This is a genomic window from Streptomyces sp. NBC_00667 (genome assembly GCF_036226825.1).
GTDB lineage: Bacteria > Actinomycetota > Actinomycetes > Streptomycetales > Streptomycetaceae > Streptomyces.
Genome location: NZ_CP109022.1, coordinates 5,699,536 through 5,714,580 on the forward strand (window position 1 = coordinate 5,699,536; position 15,045 = coordinate 5,714,580).

A 15,045-nucleotide genomic window follows, 5' to 3' on the forward strand; every position below is an offset into this window, starting at 1 on the left:
GACGCCCGAAAGGGCAAATCCGTGCAGGCGCATTCGAGTGAGCTGTGTCACCGATTGGCTTGATCGCGACCGTCCGATCGCACAGGGTGACCGAACGGGGTCGGCGCGGCAAGGTGTTCAGTCGTGGCCACAGGGCCCCGAGTGGTCGCAGTACGGCTGATTACCGCTCATCCCACAGGCGCAAAGCATCACCCTGGTCTCCTGTCGGACGGTGCCGTCCGGCCCGGTCACCACCAGTTCGCCGCGCAGGACCAACTGGCCCGCCGACGACCGTACGACGCTCGTCGGCCGGTCCGGTTCCTCGGCCGGCCCCTCGGTGAGCCGGTACTGGAGCGCCCCCGAGGGGCAGCGGCGGATCACCTCCGCCACCCGCTCCGGCTCGGCCCCGTCGGGCCGCACCCAGGGGCGCTGCCCGGAGTCGAAGACCTCGGGCAGCCCGCCGACGCACTCGGCGGCGTGCAGACAGCGGCCGGTCCCGTAGGTGACGGTGATGTGCTTGCCCGCGTAGGGCTTCGGGTCCTGCGCCGTGTGCTGCGGATGCGGGTCCTCGGGAGGCATGCCGCCAGCCTAGGAACCCGGGCCCCCCGACGCACCCTGGACGGGAAATCCGGCGTGCGTTAGCTTCCCGCGCCATGAGACTTCTGGGAGTTGGGGTGTGCCTGGTGGCGCTGGCGGTGGCGGCCCCGGCCGTGTCCGCGCAGGCGGACACGGGTGGTCCGGGTGACGGCCCGCACGACCTGCGCGGGGCGGGCTGGGTGCTCAAGGCCACGGGCAAGGACACCGTCCGCTTCCGCGGGCTCGCGGCGGTCAGCCGCTCCGCGGCCTGGGTGGCCGGCTCCAAGGGGACGGTGCTGCGCACCGCGGACGGGGGGCGCAGCTGGCGCGACGTCTCGCCGCCGGAAGCGGTCGCCCAGGGGCTGGAACTGCGCGACATCGAGGCCTTCGACGAGCGCCGGGCGGTCGCGCTGTCCATCGGGGAGGGCGAGGCCTCGCGTGTCCTGCGGACCGAGGACGGCGGCGCGACATGGACCGAAAGCTTCCGCAACACCGACCCACGGGCCTTCTACGACTGCCTGACCTTCTTCGACGCCCGCCACGGGCTCGCGCTGAGCGACCCGGTGGACGGCCGGTTCAGGCTCCTGGCCACCGACGACGGCGGGCGGAGCTGGCAGGTGCTGCCGGCCGCCGCGATGCCGGAGGCGTTGCCGGGCGAGGCGGGCTTCGCCGCGAGCGGACAGTGCCTGGTCGCCGCCGGACCGCGGGACGTCCTGATCGCCACCGGAGGGGGCGCGGTCTCCCGGGTGTTGCGGTCGGGGGACCGCGGCCGTACCTGGAGCGCCACCGCATCGCCCGTTCCGGCGGGGGACCCGGCCAAGGGCGTTTTCGCGCTCGCCTTCCGCGACCGTACGACGGGCCTCGCGGTCGGCGGCGACTACCGCGCCGACCAGGCCTCCCCGCTGGCCGCGGCCGTGTCCTCGGACGGGGGACGCACCTGGCGCGCCTCCGAGGCGCCGCCGCCCGCCTACCGGTCCGGCGCGGCCTGGTACCCGCACTCCCGTGGTACCGCGCTGGCCGTGGGCCCGACCGGCACGGACGTGACGCCGGACGGGGGCCGGACCTGGCGGGCGCTGGACGCGGGCTCGTACGACACCGTCGACTGCTCGCCCGACGGCGGCTGCTGGGCGGCGGGGGAGAAGGGGCGGGTGGGCAGGCTGGAGCGGCGTTGAAACGCAGCCGGCCGGCGCGCCTGCCGTGAGGAGATCCGCTTCCCCGCGGGCCCGTTCCGACCGTCGCGGTGCTCTTGCGACGCCTGGAGAGCGGGTCGCGCACCCGGGGCGGCCTGCCGGCGGCCGGAGCCGCCGGTAGCGGCCCCGCAACGGCGCGCCCGGCGAGCGGGGCGGGCCCCGCCCGTGATGCGGAGCCCGGCCGCGGGCGGGAGCGTCGGCCGCTCAGACCGCCGGGAGTTCCTCCCGCACGGCGGCGAGCTCCGCCGAGGTCTTCGTGGCCACGAACTCGGTGATGCGGTAGGAGCAGACGCCGGCCACGACGAACGGGTCCCCGGCGGTGATCTCCTCCGCCTCCGAGCGGGAGATGCCGCCGGCCAGGATCACGCCGCCCTCGCGCGGCACCTTGCGCCCCGAGGCGAGGAAGACGCCGGACGCGTAGTAGCGGTCCAGCCACGCGATGTGGGCGTCCATCTGTGCGTCGACGGCTTCGAGCGGCGCTGTGTAGGTGAGCTCCATGATGAACATGATCGCCAGGCTACTCTCGCACCTCATGACGACCTCCAAGACCCCTGCCGACGAGACCGAAGCACGAGCGATACAGGACGAACTGCGCCGCGGCCTGGTGCTGGACGAGCCCGGGCCGCCTCCGGGTGCGGGGCTCGTCGCCGGAGTGGACGTCGCCTACGACGACGAACGCGACCTGGTCGCCGCCGCGGCCGTGGTCCTCGACGCGGCCACCTTGGAAGTGGTCGAGGAGCGCACCGCGGTCGGGCGCGTCAGCTTCCCCTACGTACCGGGACTGCTCGCCTTCCGCGAACTGCCCACCGTGCTGGCGGCACTCGACGCCCTGACCGTCACGCCGGGCCTCGTCGTCTGCGACGGCTACGGGCTCGCCCACCCGCGCGGCTTCGGCCTCGCCTGCCACCTGGGGGTGGTGACCGGGCTGCCGAGCATCGGCGTGGCGAAGAACCCGTTCACCTTCACCTACGAGGAACCCGGCGCCCGGCGGGGCGACGCGGCCCCGCTCCTCGCGGCCGACGGCGCCGTCGTGGGGCGGGCCCTGCGCACCCAGGACGGGATCAAGCCGGTCTACGTCTCCGTCGGTCACCGCGTCTCGCTCGACAACGCCTGCGCCCACACCCTCGCCCTCAGCCCCCACTACCGCCTCCCCGAGACCACCCGCCGCGCCGACTCCCTGTGCCGGCGCGCCCTGCGCGAGGCCACGCGGACCGGGTAGCGGTGGTGGGGAGGAGTCCGGCCCGGTCCCGGGTGGGCCCCCGTCGGTCTCAGCCCGCCGTTTCGGCCGCCACGCGGAAGCGGATGCCGGCCTTCTGGAGGCGGTCCAGCAGGGCGTCGCCCATGGCCACCGCCGTGGTGAGCTGGCCGGAGGTTTCCGGGAGGGCGTCGTAGGCCAGGCACAGGGCCGACTCGGCCAGCATCTTCGCCGTCTCGCCGTAGCCGGGGTCGCCGCCCGAGACCTCCGTGAAGATCCGCCGTCCCCCACCCGTCCCCACGAAACGGACGGTGAACCAGCTGCGCGCGCGCCGCTGCGCGTCCGGGCCCCGGCCCGGTTCCCAGCGGCTCATCAACCACCGCCGGGCGGCGGGTACCTGGGCCAGCGCCAGCGTCGCCCCCACCGCCGCCGTGGCACCCACCGCGACCGGCAGGTGCTCCACCGCCGCGTAGTGCCGGTAACGGAAGTCCGGGCCGTACCGCTCCAGGGCGGTGGCCGAGCGGGCCACGACGCGCGGGTCGAGCGTCGGCAGCGGCAGCGCCCACGCGCCGGTCTCGCGGCTGAACCGCGGCGCGCCCCCGGAGCCCCGTACGCGGCGGCCCGGCAGCCGGGGCTCGTACAGCCGGCGCTCCCGGGCGGCGGCCAGGGTCTGCGGACCCCGGCTCATCGCGGTGAGGCCGGAGGCCAGGGTCCCGCCGGAGAGCAGGGCGTTGGAGCGCATGAAACCGTCGACCCGCAGCGGCACCCCGGACGGCAGCCGGTTCACCGTGAAGTACGTCCCGAGGTCGGCCGGGATCGAGTCGAACCCGCAGGCGTGCACCAGCCGCGCGCCGGTTTCCCGGGCCCGCGCGTCGTGGGCGACGTACATCCGGTCGATGAACTCCGGCTCGCCGGTCAGGTCCACGTAGTCGGTGCCCGCCTCCGCGCACGCCGCGACCAGTTCCGCGCCGTACCAGATGTAGGGCCCGACGGTCGTGGCCAGCACCCGCGTGGAGGCGGCCAGTTCCCGTACGGCCCGTGCGTCGGAGGCGTCCGCGCGGACCAGCGGCAGGGTCGCGCACGCCGGTTCCAGGGCGGCGAGGCGTTCGCGCAGCCGCTCCAGCTTGCCGAGGTCCCGGCCCGCGAGGGCCCACCGGCAGCCGGCCGGGGCGCGGGCGGCGAGGTACTCGGCGGTCAGGGTGCCCACGAATCCGGTCGCGCCGAAAAGCACGAGGTCGTAGGCGCGTTGCCGTTCTGTGCGGTGAACCCGGTCGTTCATGACGCTCCTCCCAGCTGGTGTCGGTGGCTGAGGCTAGCGTGAGGGTCGACTGTCCGTACGAGCAGGTGTGACCTGCGGTAAGTGGAGGCGTCGGTGAAAGGTGCGGTGCGCAAGTGGCAGCAGGTGCGCGAGTTCGCCCTGGGGCTGCCCGAGGCAGTCGAGGAGTTCCCCTGGGGGCCCGAGGACTGCGTGGTAAAGGTCAACAAGAAGATCTTCGTCTTTCTGGGCAATACCGACGGCCCGCAGCCGCCCGGCCTCTCGGTGAAGCTCAAGGACGAGGCGCTGCACGGCCACGCGATGACCTTTCCCGGCGCCGAGCCCACGGGGTACGGCCTCGGCCGGGCCGGGTGGGTCACCCTGTCTCTGGGCGGGACGGGGGCGCCCCCGGCGGAGGTGCTGTGCGAGTGGGTCGAGGAGAGCTACCGCACCGTCGCGCTCAAACGCCACATCAAGGAACTCGACGCGCGGATCCGGGCAGATGGCTAAGCGCCCGCTCTTGTGCTGAGTGGAACACGTTCCTAGCATCACTGGTGTGACATCAGTTGTGTCACACACTCACCCGCTTACCACTCACCCGTTCACACACCCACCCGACTCGCACGGGGAAACGCTGGGGGCTCGATGGCAGTGTCCGGTACCGGCCCGCTCGCCGGAGTACGCGTCGTCGAACTGGCCGGGATCGGCCCGGGCCCGTTCGCGGCGATGCTCCTCGCCGACCTCGGCGCGGACGTGGTCCGCGTGGACCGCCCCGGGGGCGGCGGACTCGCCGTCGATCCGGCGTACGACGTGACCAACCGCAACAAGCGCTCCGTCCTGGTCGACCTGAAAGCCCCCGAGGGCCCGGGCCGGGTACTGGAGCTCGTGGAACGGGCCGACGTACTGATCGAGGGGTTCCGCCCCGGGGTGGCCGAGCGGCTCGGCGTCGGCCCGGCCGACTGCCACGCCCGCAACCCGAAGCTCGTCTACGGCCGGATGACCGGCTGGGGCCAGGACGGCCCGCTCGCCCACACCGCCGGGCACGACATCGCGTACATCGCCGTCACCGGCGCCCTCGGGATGATCGGCAGCCCGGGCGAGCCCCCGGCCGTCCCCGCCAACCTCGTCGGCGACTACGCCGGCGGATCGCTCTACCTCGTCATCGGCGTCCTCGCCGCCCTCCGGCACGCCCGCACCCCCGAAGGGACCGGCCAGGTCGTGGACGCCGCCATCGTCGACGGGACGGCCCACCTCACCGCCATGATCCACGGCATGATGGCGGCCGGCGGCTGGCAGGACCGGCGCGGCGCCAACCTGCTCGACGGCGGCTGCCCCTTCTACGGGACCTACGAGACCTCCGACGGCGGGTACATGGCGGTCGGGGCACTGGAGCAGCAGTTCTACGACACCTTCGTGGAGCTTCTCGGCATCGCGGAGCAGGCTCCCGCCCGCAAGGACCCCGCCCGCTGGGACGAGCTGCGCGAGGCCGTCGCCGCCCGCTTCAAGTCCCGTACCCGGGCCGAGTGGACGGCCGTCTTCGAAGGCTCGGACGCCTGCGTGGCGCCCGTGCTGTCCCTGGGCGAGGCACCGCACCACCCGCACCTCGCGGCCCGGGGCACCTTCACCGACTTCGGCGGGATCACCCAGCCCGCCCCCGCGCCCCGCTTCTCCGCGACCCCGGCCACCGTCACGCGCGGCCCCGCGCAGCCGGGGGCGGACACCGGATCCGTGGCGCGGGACTGGGACGTGCCGAACCTGCTGGAGAAGGGCGCCTGATGGAACTGTCCATGATGCTCGACTACTCGGGCGATCCGCGCCGGGCCGCGGACGAGGCGGCCGCGCTGGAGGCGGCCGGGCTCGACGCGGTGTGGGTCGCCGAGGCCTGGGGCTTCGACTCCCCGACGATCATGGGTTACCTGGCGGCCCGCACCGAGCGCATGCGGATCGGCTCCGCCATCTTGAACGTCTACTCGCGCACTCCCGCCCTCATCGCCCAGACCGCCGCCGGCCTCGACGCGATGTCCGGCGGCCGGGCCATGCTCGGCCTCGGCGCGTCCGGCCCCCAAGTGGTCGAGGGCTGGCACGGCAAACCGTACGACAAGCCCATCGGCCGCACCCGCGAGACGGTCGAGCTGTGCCGCCGGATCTGGCGCCGCGAGACCATCGAGCACCACGGCATCACCGACATGCCCCTGCCGCCCGAGAAGGGCGGCCGGCTCGGCAAGCCCCTGAAGATGCTGACCCGGCCCGTGCGCCCGGCCGTCCCGGTCTACGTCGCCTCGCTCGGCCCGGCGAACGTGGCGATGACCGCGGAGATCGCCGACGGCTGGCTGCCCACCCTCTTCCTGCCGGAGAAGGCGGACGCCGTGTGGGGCGGCCCGCTCGCCGAGGGCGCCGCCCGCCGGGACCCCGGGCTCGGCCCGCTCCAGGTCGTCGCGGGCGGCCTCCTCGCGATCGGTGAGGACGCGGCCGCCGTCCGGGACCTCGCGCGCCCGCAGATCGCCCTGTACGTCGGCGGCATGGGCGCGGCCGGCAAGAACTTCTACAACGACCTCGCCGTCGCGTACGGCTACGAGGAGGAGGCCCGGAAGATCCAGGAGCTCTACCTCAGCGGCCGCAAGCGCGACGCGGCGGCCGCCGTCCCGGACGAGTTCTGCGAACTCATGACGCTGTGCGGACCCGCCGGCTACGTCCGCGAGCGCGTCGAGGCGTTCCGCAGCGCGGGCGTCACCATGCTCAACGTCACGCCCGTCGGCCCCGAGCCGGCCCGGCTGATCGAAACCGTCAAGAGCTGGCTCTAGGGGGCCCCGATGCAACGCCGCATCTTCGACGCCGACCACGAGGCGTTCCGCGAGACCGTACGCACCTTCCTCGCCAAAGAGGTGCTGCCGCACTACGAGCAGTGGGAGCAGGACGGCATCGTCAGCCGCGACGCCTGGCGCGCCGCCGGCCGGCAGGGCCTGCTGGGGCTCGCCGTACCCGAGGAGTACGGAGGCGGAGGGAACACCGACTTCCGCTACGCCGCCGTTATCGCCGAGGAGTTCACCCGGGCGGGCGCGCCGGGGCTCGCGATCGGTCTGCACAACGACATCATCGGGCCGTACCTCACCTCCCTGGCCACCGAGGAACAAAGGCGCCGCTGGCTCCCGGGCTTCTGCTCCGGCGAGACCATCACGGCGATCGCGATGACGGAGCCCGGGGCCGGCTCGGACCTCCAGGGGATCCGCACGAGCGCCGAGGACCGGGGCGACCACTGGCTGCTCAACGGCTCCAAGACCTTCATCTCCAACGGCATCCTGGCCGACCTGGTGATCGTGGTCGCGAAGACGACCCCCGAGGGCGGGGCGCACGGCCTGTCCCTGCTGGTCGTCGAGCGCGGGGCGGAGGGCTTCGAGCGCGGCCGCAACCTGGAGAAGATCGGCCAGAAGGCGCAGGACACCGCCGAGTTGTTCTTCCACGACGTACGGGTCCCGAAGGAGAACCTGCTCGGCGAACCGAACGGCGCCTTCCTCCACCTGATGACCAACCTGGCCCAGGAGCGGCTGGGCATCGCGATGGCGGCCATCGCCGCCGCCGAGCACCTGCTGGAGATCACGACCACGTACGTGAAGGAGCGCGAGGCCTTCGGCCGGCCGCTCTCCAAGCTCCAGCACATCCGGTTCGAGATAGCGGAGATGGCGACCGAGTGCGCCGTCACGCGGGCGTTCCTGGACCGGTGCATCGTGGACCACTCGAACGGCGAGCTGGACCACGTCCACGCCTCGATGGCCAAGTGGTGGGCCACCGAGCTCCAGAAGCGGGTCGCGGACCGCTGCCTGCAGCTGCACGGCGGCTACGGGTACATGAGCGAGTACCGGGTCGCGCGGGCCTTCACCGACGGCCGCATCCAGACCATCTACGGCGGCACGACCGAGATCATGAAAGAGATCATCGGCCGCTCCCTCCTCGGCTAGGTCCCGGACAGGACCTAACCCAAGACCTCCCCGAAAGGCTTGACCCAGTGAGCACCGAAGCGTACGTATACGACGCGATCCGCACGCCGCGCGGCCGCGGCAAGGCCAACGGCGCCCTGCACGGCACGAAGCCGATCGACCTGGTCGTCGGCCTCATCCACGCCCTGCGCGAGCGCAACGAGGGTCTCGACCCGGCCGCCATCGACGACATCGTGCTCGGTGTCGTCGGCCCCGTCGGCGACCAGGGCTCCGACATCGCCCGCATCGCGGCGATCGCCGCCGGCCTGCCGGACACGGTGGCCGGAGTCCAGGAGAACCGCTTCTGTGCCTCCGGCCTGGAAGCCGTCAACATGGCCGCCGCGAAGGTCCGCTCCGGCTGGGAGGACCTCGTCCTCGCGGGCGGCGTCGAGTCCATGTCGCGGGTGCCGATGGCCTCCGACGGCGGCGCCTGGTTCGCCGACCCGATGACCAACTGGGACACCGGGTTCGTCCCGCAGGGCATCGGCGCCGACCTGATCGCCACGATCGAGGGATTCTCGCGGCGCGACGTGGACGAGTACGCGGCCCTGTCCCAGGAGCGTGCCGCGAACGCCGTCAAGGACGGCCGCTTCGCGAAGTCCGTCGTCCCCGTCACCGACCGCAACGGCCTGGTGGTCCTGGACCACGACGAGTTCATCCGCCCGGGCACCACCGCCGACACCCTTGCCAAGCTCAAGCCGTCCTTCGCCGACATCGGCGACCTCGGCGGCTTCGACGCCGTCGCGCTCCAGAAGTACCACTGGATCGAGAAGATCGACCACGTCCACCACGCGGGCAACTCCTCCGGCATCGTCGACGGCGCCTCGCTCGTCGCCATCGGCTCGCGCGAGGCGGGGGAGCGCAGCGGCCTGACGCCGCGCGCCCGGATCGTCTCGGCCGCCGTCTCCGGCTCCGAGCCCACCATCATGCTCACCGGACCGGCCCCGGCCACCCGCAAGGCCCTCGCCAAGGCCGGCCTGACCATCGACGACATCGACCTCGTCGAGATCAACGAGGCGTTCGCGGGCGTCGTGCTCCGCTTCGTCAAGGACATGGGGCTGTCCCTCGACAAGGTCAACGTCAACGGCGGCGCCATCGCGCTCGGCCACCCGCTCGGCGCCACCGGCGCGATGATCCTCGGCACCGTCATCGACGAACTGGAGCGCCAGGACAAGCGCTACGGGCTCGTCACCCTCTGCGTCGGCGGCGGCATGGGCGTCGCGACCATCGTCGAGCGTCTCTGAATCGTCCTGTGACCACCGAACCCTCCGACACGGAAGTAGCGAACATGAGCGAGTCCACCACGATCCGCTGGGAACAGGACGAGACCGGCGTCGTCACCCTCGTCCTGGACGACCCCGGCCAGTCCGCCAACACGATGAACCAGGCCTTCAAGGACTCCATCGCGGCGATCGCCGACCGCGCGGAGGCCGAGAAGGACTCCATCCGCGGCATCATCTACACCTCCGCCAAGAAGACCTTCTTCGCCGGCGGCGACCTCAAGGACATGATCCGGCTGCGCCCCGAGGACGCGGCCCTGGCCTTCGAGACCGGGAACGCGATCAAGCGCTCGCTGCGCCGCATCGAGACCCTGGGCAAGCCCGTCGTCGCCGCGATCAACGGCGCGGCCCTCGGCGGCGGTTACGAGATCTGCCTCGCCTCCCACCACCGGATCGCCCTCGACGCGCCGGGCTCCAAGATCGGCCTGCCCGAGGTCACGCTCGGCCTGCTCCCGGCCGGCGGCGGCGTGACCCGCACCGTGCGCCTGATGGGCATCGCGGACGCGCTGCTCAAGGTCCTGCTCCAGGGCACCCAGTACAACCCGCAGCGGGCCCTGGACAACGGCCTGGTCCACGAACTGGCGGCCACCCCCGAGGAGATGCTGGCCAAGGCCCGCGCCTTCATCGACGCCAACCCGGAGTCGAAGCAGCCGTGGGACGTCCCCGGCTACAAGATCCCGGGCGGTACGCCGTCCAACCCGCGGTTCGCCGCCAACCTCCCGGCGTTCCCCGCGAACCTCAAGAAGCAGCTGAACGGGGCCCCGTACCCGGCGCCGCGCAACATCCTCGCCTGCGCGGTGGAGGGCTCGCAGGTCGACTTCGAGACCGCGCTGACCATCGAGGCCCGGTACTTCACCGAGCTGGTCACCGGCCAGACCGCCAAGAACATGATGCAGGCGTTCTTCTTCGACCTCCAGGCCGTCAACGCCGGCCGCAGCCGCCCCCGGGGCGTCGCGCCCCGCCAGGTGCGCAAGGTCGCGGTCCTCGGCGCCGGGATGATGGGTGCGGGCATCGCCTACTCCTGCGCCCGCGCGGGCATCGAGGTCGTGCTCAAGGACGTCACGCCCGAGGCCGCGGCGAAGGGCAAGGCGTACTCCGAGAAGCTGCTCGACAAGGCGCTCGCGCGCGGCCGTACCACCGAGGCGCAGCGCACCGAACTGCTCGCCCGGATCACGCCCACCGCCGACGCCGCCGACCTGGCGGGCTGTGACGCCGTCATCGAGGCCGTCTTCGAGGACACCGCCCTCAAGCACAAGGTGTTCCAGGAGGTCCAGGACGTCATCGCCCCCGACGCCCTGCTCTGCTCCAACACCTCGACCCTGCCCATCACCGGGCTCGCCGAGGGTGTGAAGCGGCCCGCCGACTTCATCGGGCTGCACTTCTTCTCGCCCGTCGACAAGATGCCGCTCGTGGAGATCATCAAGGGCGGGCGCACCGGGGACGAGGCGATCGCCCGCGCCTTCGACCTCGTCCGCCAGATCAACAAGACCCCGATCGTGGTCAACGACTCGCGCGGCTTCTTCACCTCGCGGGTCATCGGCCAGTTCATCAACGAGGGCGTCGCCATGGTCGGCGAGGGCATCGAGCCCGCCTCGGTCGAACAGGCCGCGGCGCAGGCCGGTTACCCGGCGAAGGTCCTGTCCCTGATGGACGAGCTGACCCTGACCCTGCCGCGCAAGATCCGCAACGAGACCCGCAAGGCCTTCGAGGCCGAAGGCCGCGCGTGGACCGAGCACCCGGCGGACGCGGTCATCGACCGGATGGTGGACGACTTCGGCCGCCCCGGCCGCAGCGGCGGCGCGGGGTTCTACGAGTACGACGAGGCGGGCAAGCGGACCCGCATCTGGCCGGGACTGCGCGAGCACTTCGCCAAGCCCGACGCCGAGATCCCCTTCGAGGACATGAAGGAGCGGATGCTCTTCTCCGAGGCCCTGGACACCGTCCGCTGCCTCGACGAGGGCGTGCTGACCTCCGTCGCCGACGCCAACATCGGCTCGATCATGGGCATCGGCTTCCCGGCCTGGACCGGCGGCGTGATCCAGTACATCAACGGCTACGAGGGCGGCCCGGCGGGCTTCGTCGCCCGCGCGCGCGAGCTGGCCGCCCAGTACGGCGAGCGGTTCACCCCGCCGGCCTCGCTGGTGGCCAAGGCGGAACGCGGCGAGACGTACACCGACTGACCGCGGGGCCGGGCTCCGGGGCACGCCCCCGGAGCCCGGAGCCCGACGCGCCTCAACGGGCCGGCGCGGATCCCTCCGAGCCGGCCCGACCCGCGTACAGGGCTGCGAAGACCCCGCGGTGCCCGGTCCCGTCCGGGGTGCTCCAGCCGGCCGTGACCCGGCCGACGGCGCCGTGCGGGGCACCGGCCGGGTCCAGCGGCCGCAGTACGCGCGACACGGCGAGCCTGGGACCGTCGCCCAGGGCGATCTCCGTGTCCCGCCCGGTGTGCTCGGCCTGCGGCCGCAGCGGGGGCAGGAGGGGGACCGGCAGCGTCCGCCCGTCGAACTCGGTGACGACCGACGGGTCCCGCGTGTCCGACAGTCCCTGGGCCTGGGCCGCGGCCCGGCCCTGCAGCAGCGACAGCAACTGTCCGACCAGAACCGGGTCGCGGGTGCCGTCGTAGACCCAGCGCCGGCCGAGGACACCGTGCTCCGAGGTGCCTATGAGAGCCGACTCGGCGCCCTCGAGCGGCGCCCCGCGATAGGTGAGCGGGACGTGGTAGGCGACCGGCCCGTCGTCCGATTCCTCGCTGAGCACCATGAATTCGAGACCCACCTCGCCCTGGGGGTCGTCGAGCCGGAAGCCACCCGCACGGGCCGGCCCGGGGGCGCGCCCGGTGGGCAGGTACCAGGGCTGCGCCGGGAGCCAGTCCGCGAGCAGCTCCATCTTGCCCGGTGTCATCGTGGTCTCGTGAATGATCGCCATACCCGCGAACCTACCCTTCCGAGACGAAAGCAGCCCGCAATTCTTCCTTCAACGACCGCTGAAACGCCGTCACCAGAGCCTGCACGACCATCGGTTGCATGTGCGCGGACAGCGCCTTCATCGACTCCACCCGCTCCGGGTCGCTCTCGCCCTCGGTGAACGGTCCCCAGACCTCGTCCCGGAACAGCGCCGTCAACTGGTGCGCGGCCGTCCGGGCGTGGTCGAGCAGGACGGTGCGCGCCGCCAGGATCGTCTCGTGGGCGATCGGCACGTCGAGCAGCGCGACTCCCAGCCGCAGCAGTCCCACGTCGACCCGGAACCCCTCGCCGGCCGGTGTCAGCACGTTCATCGCCGTCAGCCGCCGCAGGTCGCTCTCCGTCAGCGTCCGCCCGGCCCGCTTTTCCAGCTCCTCCCGCGAGGACTCCAGTGCCGCGTCAGGGGCCCAGGCGGCCACCAGCGCCCGGTGGATCGCCAGGTCGTGCGCGCTCAGGTCGTCGGGCAGCGCGTCCAGGTAGCGCTGGATGGCCGACAGGGTCATGCCCTGGTGCTGCAACTCCTCGATCAGGGCGAGCCGGGAGAGGTGCTCGGGGCCGTAGTGGCCCACCCGACGGGGTCCGATCACAGGAGGGGGCAAAAGCCCGCGCGTGCTGTAGAACCGTACGGTGCGGACGGTGACACCCGCCCGGGCGGCCAGCTCGTCGACGGTGAGCATCGGCTCGGGTGCCCGGTCGGCCATCGTCTGCGCCTCGCTCTCTGCTCCACAGCTTGGGTTCAACAGTATTGCTGTCGCACCAACGATGTGAAATGGCCAGGAGCTGCCCATGACCACGACACTCCCCCTGCCCGGACCGCCCGAGGAGCTCACCCTCCCCGCCCTGCTCGCCCGCAATGCCGCAGAACACGGGGACCTCCCCGCGCTCTCCTGGCGCGAGGGAGACGGCTGGAGGACCCTCTCCTGGCGCGGGGCCCGCCAGGAGGTCGCCGCCCTCGCCCGCGGCTACGCGGCCCTCGGCGTCGAGCGCGGCGAACACGTCCTGCTGATGATGGGCAACCGGCCCGAGCACTGGCTCACCGACCTCGCCCTCGTCCATCTCGGCGCCGTCCCCGTCACCGTGTACGCAACCTCCGCGCCCGAGCAGGTCGCCCACATAGCCCGCCACAGCAGGGCCCGGTTCGCCGTCGTCGAGGGCGCGCGCGAACTGGGCCGGTGGGAACCTCTGCTGGCCCACCCCGCCGTGGCCCTGGAGGCCCTGGTCGTCGCCGAGGAGGCGGACGCGGGCCCGCACCGCGCCTACGCCTCGCTGCGCGCGGCCGGCGTACCGCCGCGATGGGCCGAGGACTTCGAGAAGGCCTGGCAGCAGACGCGGCCCGAGGACCCGCTGACCGTCGTGTACACCTCCGGTACCACCGGCGACCCCAAGGGCGTCCGGCTCACCCACCGCAACATCATGCTCCAGGCGGTCCGTCTCGACCGGCGCACGGACCTGCCCGAACACGCCGAGCACATCTGCTACCTGCCCTTCGCGCACATCGCGGAGCGGATCCTCGGCATCTACCTGCCCCTGCTGCGCGCCGCGCACGTCCGGCTGGTAGCCGACCCCGCCGCCGTCGCCGGCGCCGTCCGCGAGCTGCGCCCCGTGCAGTTCTTCGGTGTCCCCCGGGTCTGGGAGAAGCTGGCGGCGGCCGTACGGGCCGTCCTGGCCGCCCTCCCCGAGGAGCAGCGGGCCGCCATCGAAGCGGCGGGCGACGTGGCCCGCGCCGTCGCCGGGCACCGCGAGCGCGGCGAACCGGTGCCGGCCGCGCTCGAAGCCTCGTACGCCCGGGCCAAGGAGCGGGTGCTGGACCCGCTGCTGTCCCGGGCCGGGATGGACCGGCTGGTGTGGACGGCCAGCGCCACCGCGCCGATGCCGATCGACGTGGTGCGGTTCTGGGCGGGCTGGGGCATCACGATCATGGACGCCTGGGGGCTGACCGAGACGGCCGGGGTGTGCACGGTCAACAGCCCGGACGGCTTCCGGCTCGGCTCGGTGGGCCGGCCGATCGACGGCGTCGAGCTCAAGATCGCGGAGGACGGCGAGGTACTCGCCCGCGGGGAGACCGTCTTCGCCGGCTACCTGCGCCCCGACGGCTCGGTGGAGCGGGCGAGCGACGCGGACGGCTGGTTCCCCACCGGGGACGTCGGCCGGATGGACGACGACGGCTTCCTGTGGCTGACCGACCGCAAGAAGGAACTGATCATCACCTCGAACGGCAAGAACGTCTCGCCCGCCCTGGTGGAGAACACCGTCAAGGAGCACCCGCTGATCGGCCAGGCCCTCGTCCACGGCGACGGCCGCTCCTACCTCGTGGCCCTGCTCGTCCTGGACCCGGAGATGGCCCCGGCCTGGGCGGCGGCCCGCGGCATCACGGCCGCCTCGCCCGCCGAGCTCGCCGGCCACCCGGAGGTGCTCCAGGAGGTCGCCCGCGCGGTGGAGGCGGCCAACGCCCGGCTCAACCGCACCGAGCAGATCAAGAGGTACCGGCTGCTGAGCGAGGAGTGGGGCCCGGAGTCGGGGGAACTCACGCCGTCCCTCAAACTGCGCCGCAGGGTCGTCCGGGAGAAGTACGCCGACCTGATCGAGGGGCTGTACGGGGCGTAACGCCCCGCGGCGGCCCGCGGCGCCGCCCCTGCCAG

The 15,045-nt window shown here is 72.9% G+C and carries 14 protein-coding genes; 9 read left to right on the top strand and 5 right to left on the bottom strand.

Features of this window, described 5'->3' with window-relative positions:
• Nucleotides 1-117 precede the first annotated feature (117 nt).
• The gene (locus OHA81_RS26065; RefSeq protein ID WP_329199749.1) at nucleotides 118-558 is read right to left on the bottom strand and encodes a (4Fe-4S)-binding protein; all 441 of its coding nucleotides are present in this window, start codon (nucleotides 556-558) and stop codon (nucleotides 118-120) included.
• 74 nt (nucleotides 559-632) lie between these two features.
• Here OHA81_RS26065 and OHA81_RS26070 point away from each other — a divergent pair, with 74 nt between their 5' ends.
• On the top strand, nucleotides 633-1,727 hold the full coding sequence (locus OHA81_RS26070) for a WD40/YVTN/BNR-like repeat-containing protein (protein WP_329199751.1): 1,095 nt from the start codon (nucleotides 633-635) through the stop codon (nucleotides 1,725-1,727).
• 222 nt (nucleotides 1,728-1,949) lie between these two features.
• On the opposite strand, the gene OHA81_RS26075 is transcribed toward OHA81_RS26070, so the two are convergent.
• Nucleotides 1,950-2,252 (bottom strand): YciI family protein, encoded by a 303-nt coding sequence (locus tag OHA81_RS26075; RefSeq protein ID WP_329199754.1) that lies wholly within the window; start codon nucleotides 2,250-2,252, stop codon nucleotides 1,950-1,952.
• A gap of 25 nt (nucleotides 2,253-2,277) precedes the next feature.
• Here OHA81_RS26075 and OHA81_RS26080 point away from each other — a divergent pair, with 25 nt between their 5' ends.
• The gene (locus OHA81_RS26080) at nucleotides 2,278-2,964 is read left to right on the top strand and encodes an endonuclease V (protein WP_329199755.1); all 687 of its coding nucleotides are present in this window, start codon (nucleotides 2,278-2,280) and stop codon (nucleotides 2,962-2,964) included.
• Between the two features lie 49 nt (nucleotides 2,965-3,013).
• Here the strand turns inward: OHA81_RS26080 and OHA81_RS26085 are convergent, their stop codons facing one another.
• Nucleotides 3,014-4,219 carry a saccharopine dehydrogenase family protein gene (locus OHA81_RS26085; RefSeq protein WP_329199756.1) on the bottom strand — a complete coding sequence of 402 codons (1,206 nt, stop codon included), beginning with the start codon at nucleotides 4,217-4,219 and terminating at the stop codon, nucleotides 3,014-3,016.
• An 81-nt stretch (nucleotides 4,220-4,300) separates the two neighbouring features.
• Between OHA81_RS26085 and OHA81_RS26090 the strand changes: the two genes are divergently transcribed.
• From OHA81_RS26090 to OHA81_RS26115, 6 genes are all read left to right on the top strand, one after another.
• A complete protein-coding gene (locus OHA81_RS26090; RefSeq protein ID WP_329199757.1) occupies nucleotides 4,301-4,705 on the top strand; it encodes an MmcQ/YjbR family DNA-binding protein in 405 nt (134 codons plus the stop codon).
• A gap of 135 nt (nucleotides 4,706-4,840) precedes the next feature.
• Nucleotides 4,841-5,971, top strand: a complete 1,131-nt coding sequence (locus OHA81_RS26095; protein ID WP_329199759.1) for a CaiB/BaiF CoA transferase family protein — start codon at nucleotides 4,841-4,843, stop codon at nucleotides 5,969-5,971.
• On the top strand, nucleotides 5,971-6,996 hold the full coding sequence (locus tag OHA81_RS26100; protein WP_329199761.1) for an LLM class F420-dependent oxidoreductase: 1,026 nt from the start codon (nucleotides 5,971-5,973) through the stop codon (nucleotides 6,994-6,996). Before OHA81_RS26095 ends, OHA81_RS26100 begins: the two co-directional genes overlap by 1 nt.
• Nucleotides 6,997-7,005: 9 nt before the next feature.
• The gene (locus OHA81_RS26105; protein WP_329199763.1) at nucleotides 7,006-8,148 is read left to right on the top strand and encodes an acyl-CoA dehydrogenase family protein; all 1,143 of its coding nucleotides are present in this window, start codon (nucleotides 7,006-7,008) and stop codon (nucleotides 8,146-8,148) included.
• Nucleotides 8,149-8,195: 47 nt separating this feature from the next.
• Entirely contained in the window at nucleotides 8,196-9,410 is a 1,215-nt protein-coding gene (locus tag OHA81_RS26110; RefSeq protein ID WP_329199764.1) for an acetyl-CoA C-acetyltransferase, read from the top strand.
• 44 nt (nucleotides 9,411-9,454) lie between these two features.
• Nucleotides 9,455-11,626: a 3-hydroxyacyl-CoA dehydrogenase NAD-binding domain-containing protein gene (locus tag OHA81_RS26115; protein WP_329199766.1), complete on the top strand. Its 2,172-nt coding sequence runs from the start codon at nucleotides 9,455-9,457 to the stop codon at nucleotides 11,624-11,626.
• A gap of 52 nt (nucleotides 11,627-11,678) precedes the next feature.
• Here OHA81_RS26115 and OHA81_RS26120 read toward each other — a convergent pair whose 3' ends face one another.
• Together OHA81_RS26120 and OHA81_RS26125 are read right to left on the bottom strand one after the other, a co-directional pair.
• Entirely contained in the window at nucleotides 11,679-12,371 is a 693-nt protein-coding gene (locus tag OHA81_RS26120; protein ID WP_329199768.1) for a maltokinase N-terminal cap-like domain-containing protein, read from the bottom strand.
• Between the two features lie 10 nt (nucleotides 12,372-12,381).
• Nucleotides 12,382-13,107 (bottom strand): MerR family transcriptional regulator, encoded by a 726-nt coding sequence (locus tag OHA81_RS26125; RefSeq protein WP_329199770.1) that lies wholly within the window; start codon nucleotides 13,105-13,107, stop codon nucleotides 12,382-12,384.
• An 85-nt stretch (nucleotides 13,108-13,192) separates the two neighbouring features.
• Between OHA81_RS26125 and OHA81_RS26130 the strand changes: the two genes are divergently transcribed.
• Nucleotides 13,193-15,010 (top strand): AMP-dependent synthetase/ligase, encoded by a 1,818-nt coding sequence (locus tag OHA81_RS26130; RefSeq protein WP_329199772.1) that lies wholly within the window; start codon nucleotides 13,193-13,195, stop codon nucleotides 15,008-15,010.
• The last annotated feature ends 35 nt before the right edge of the window (nucleotides 15,011-15,045 follow it).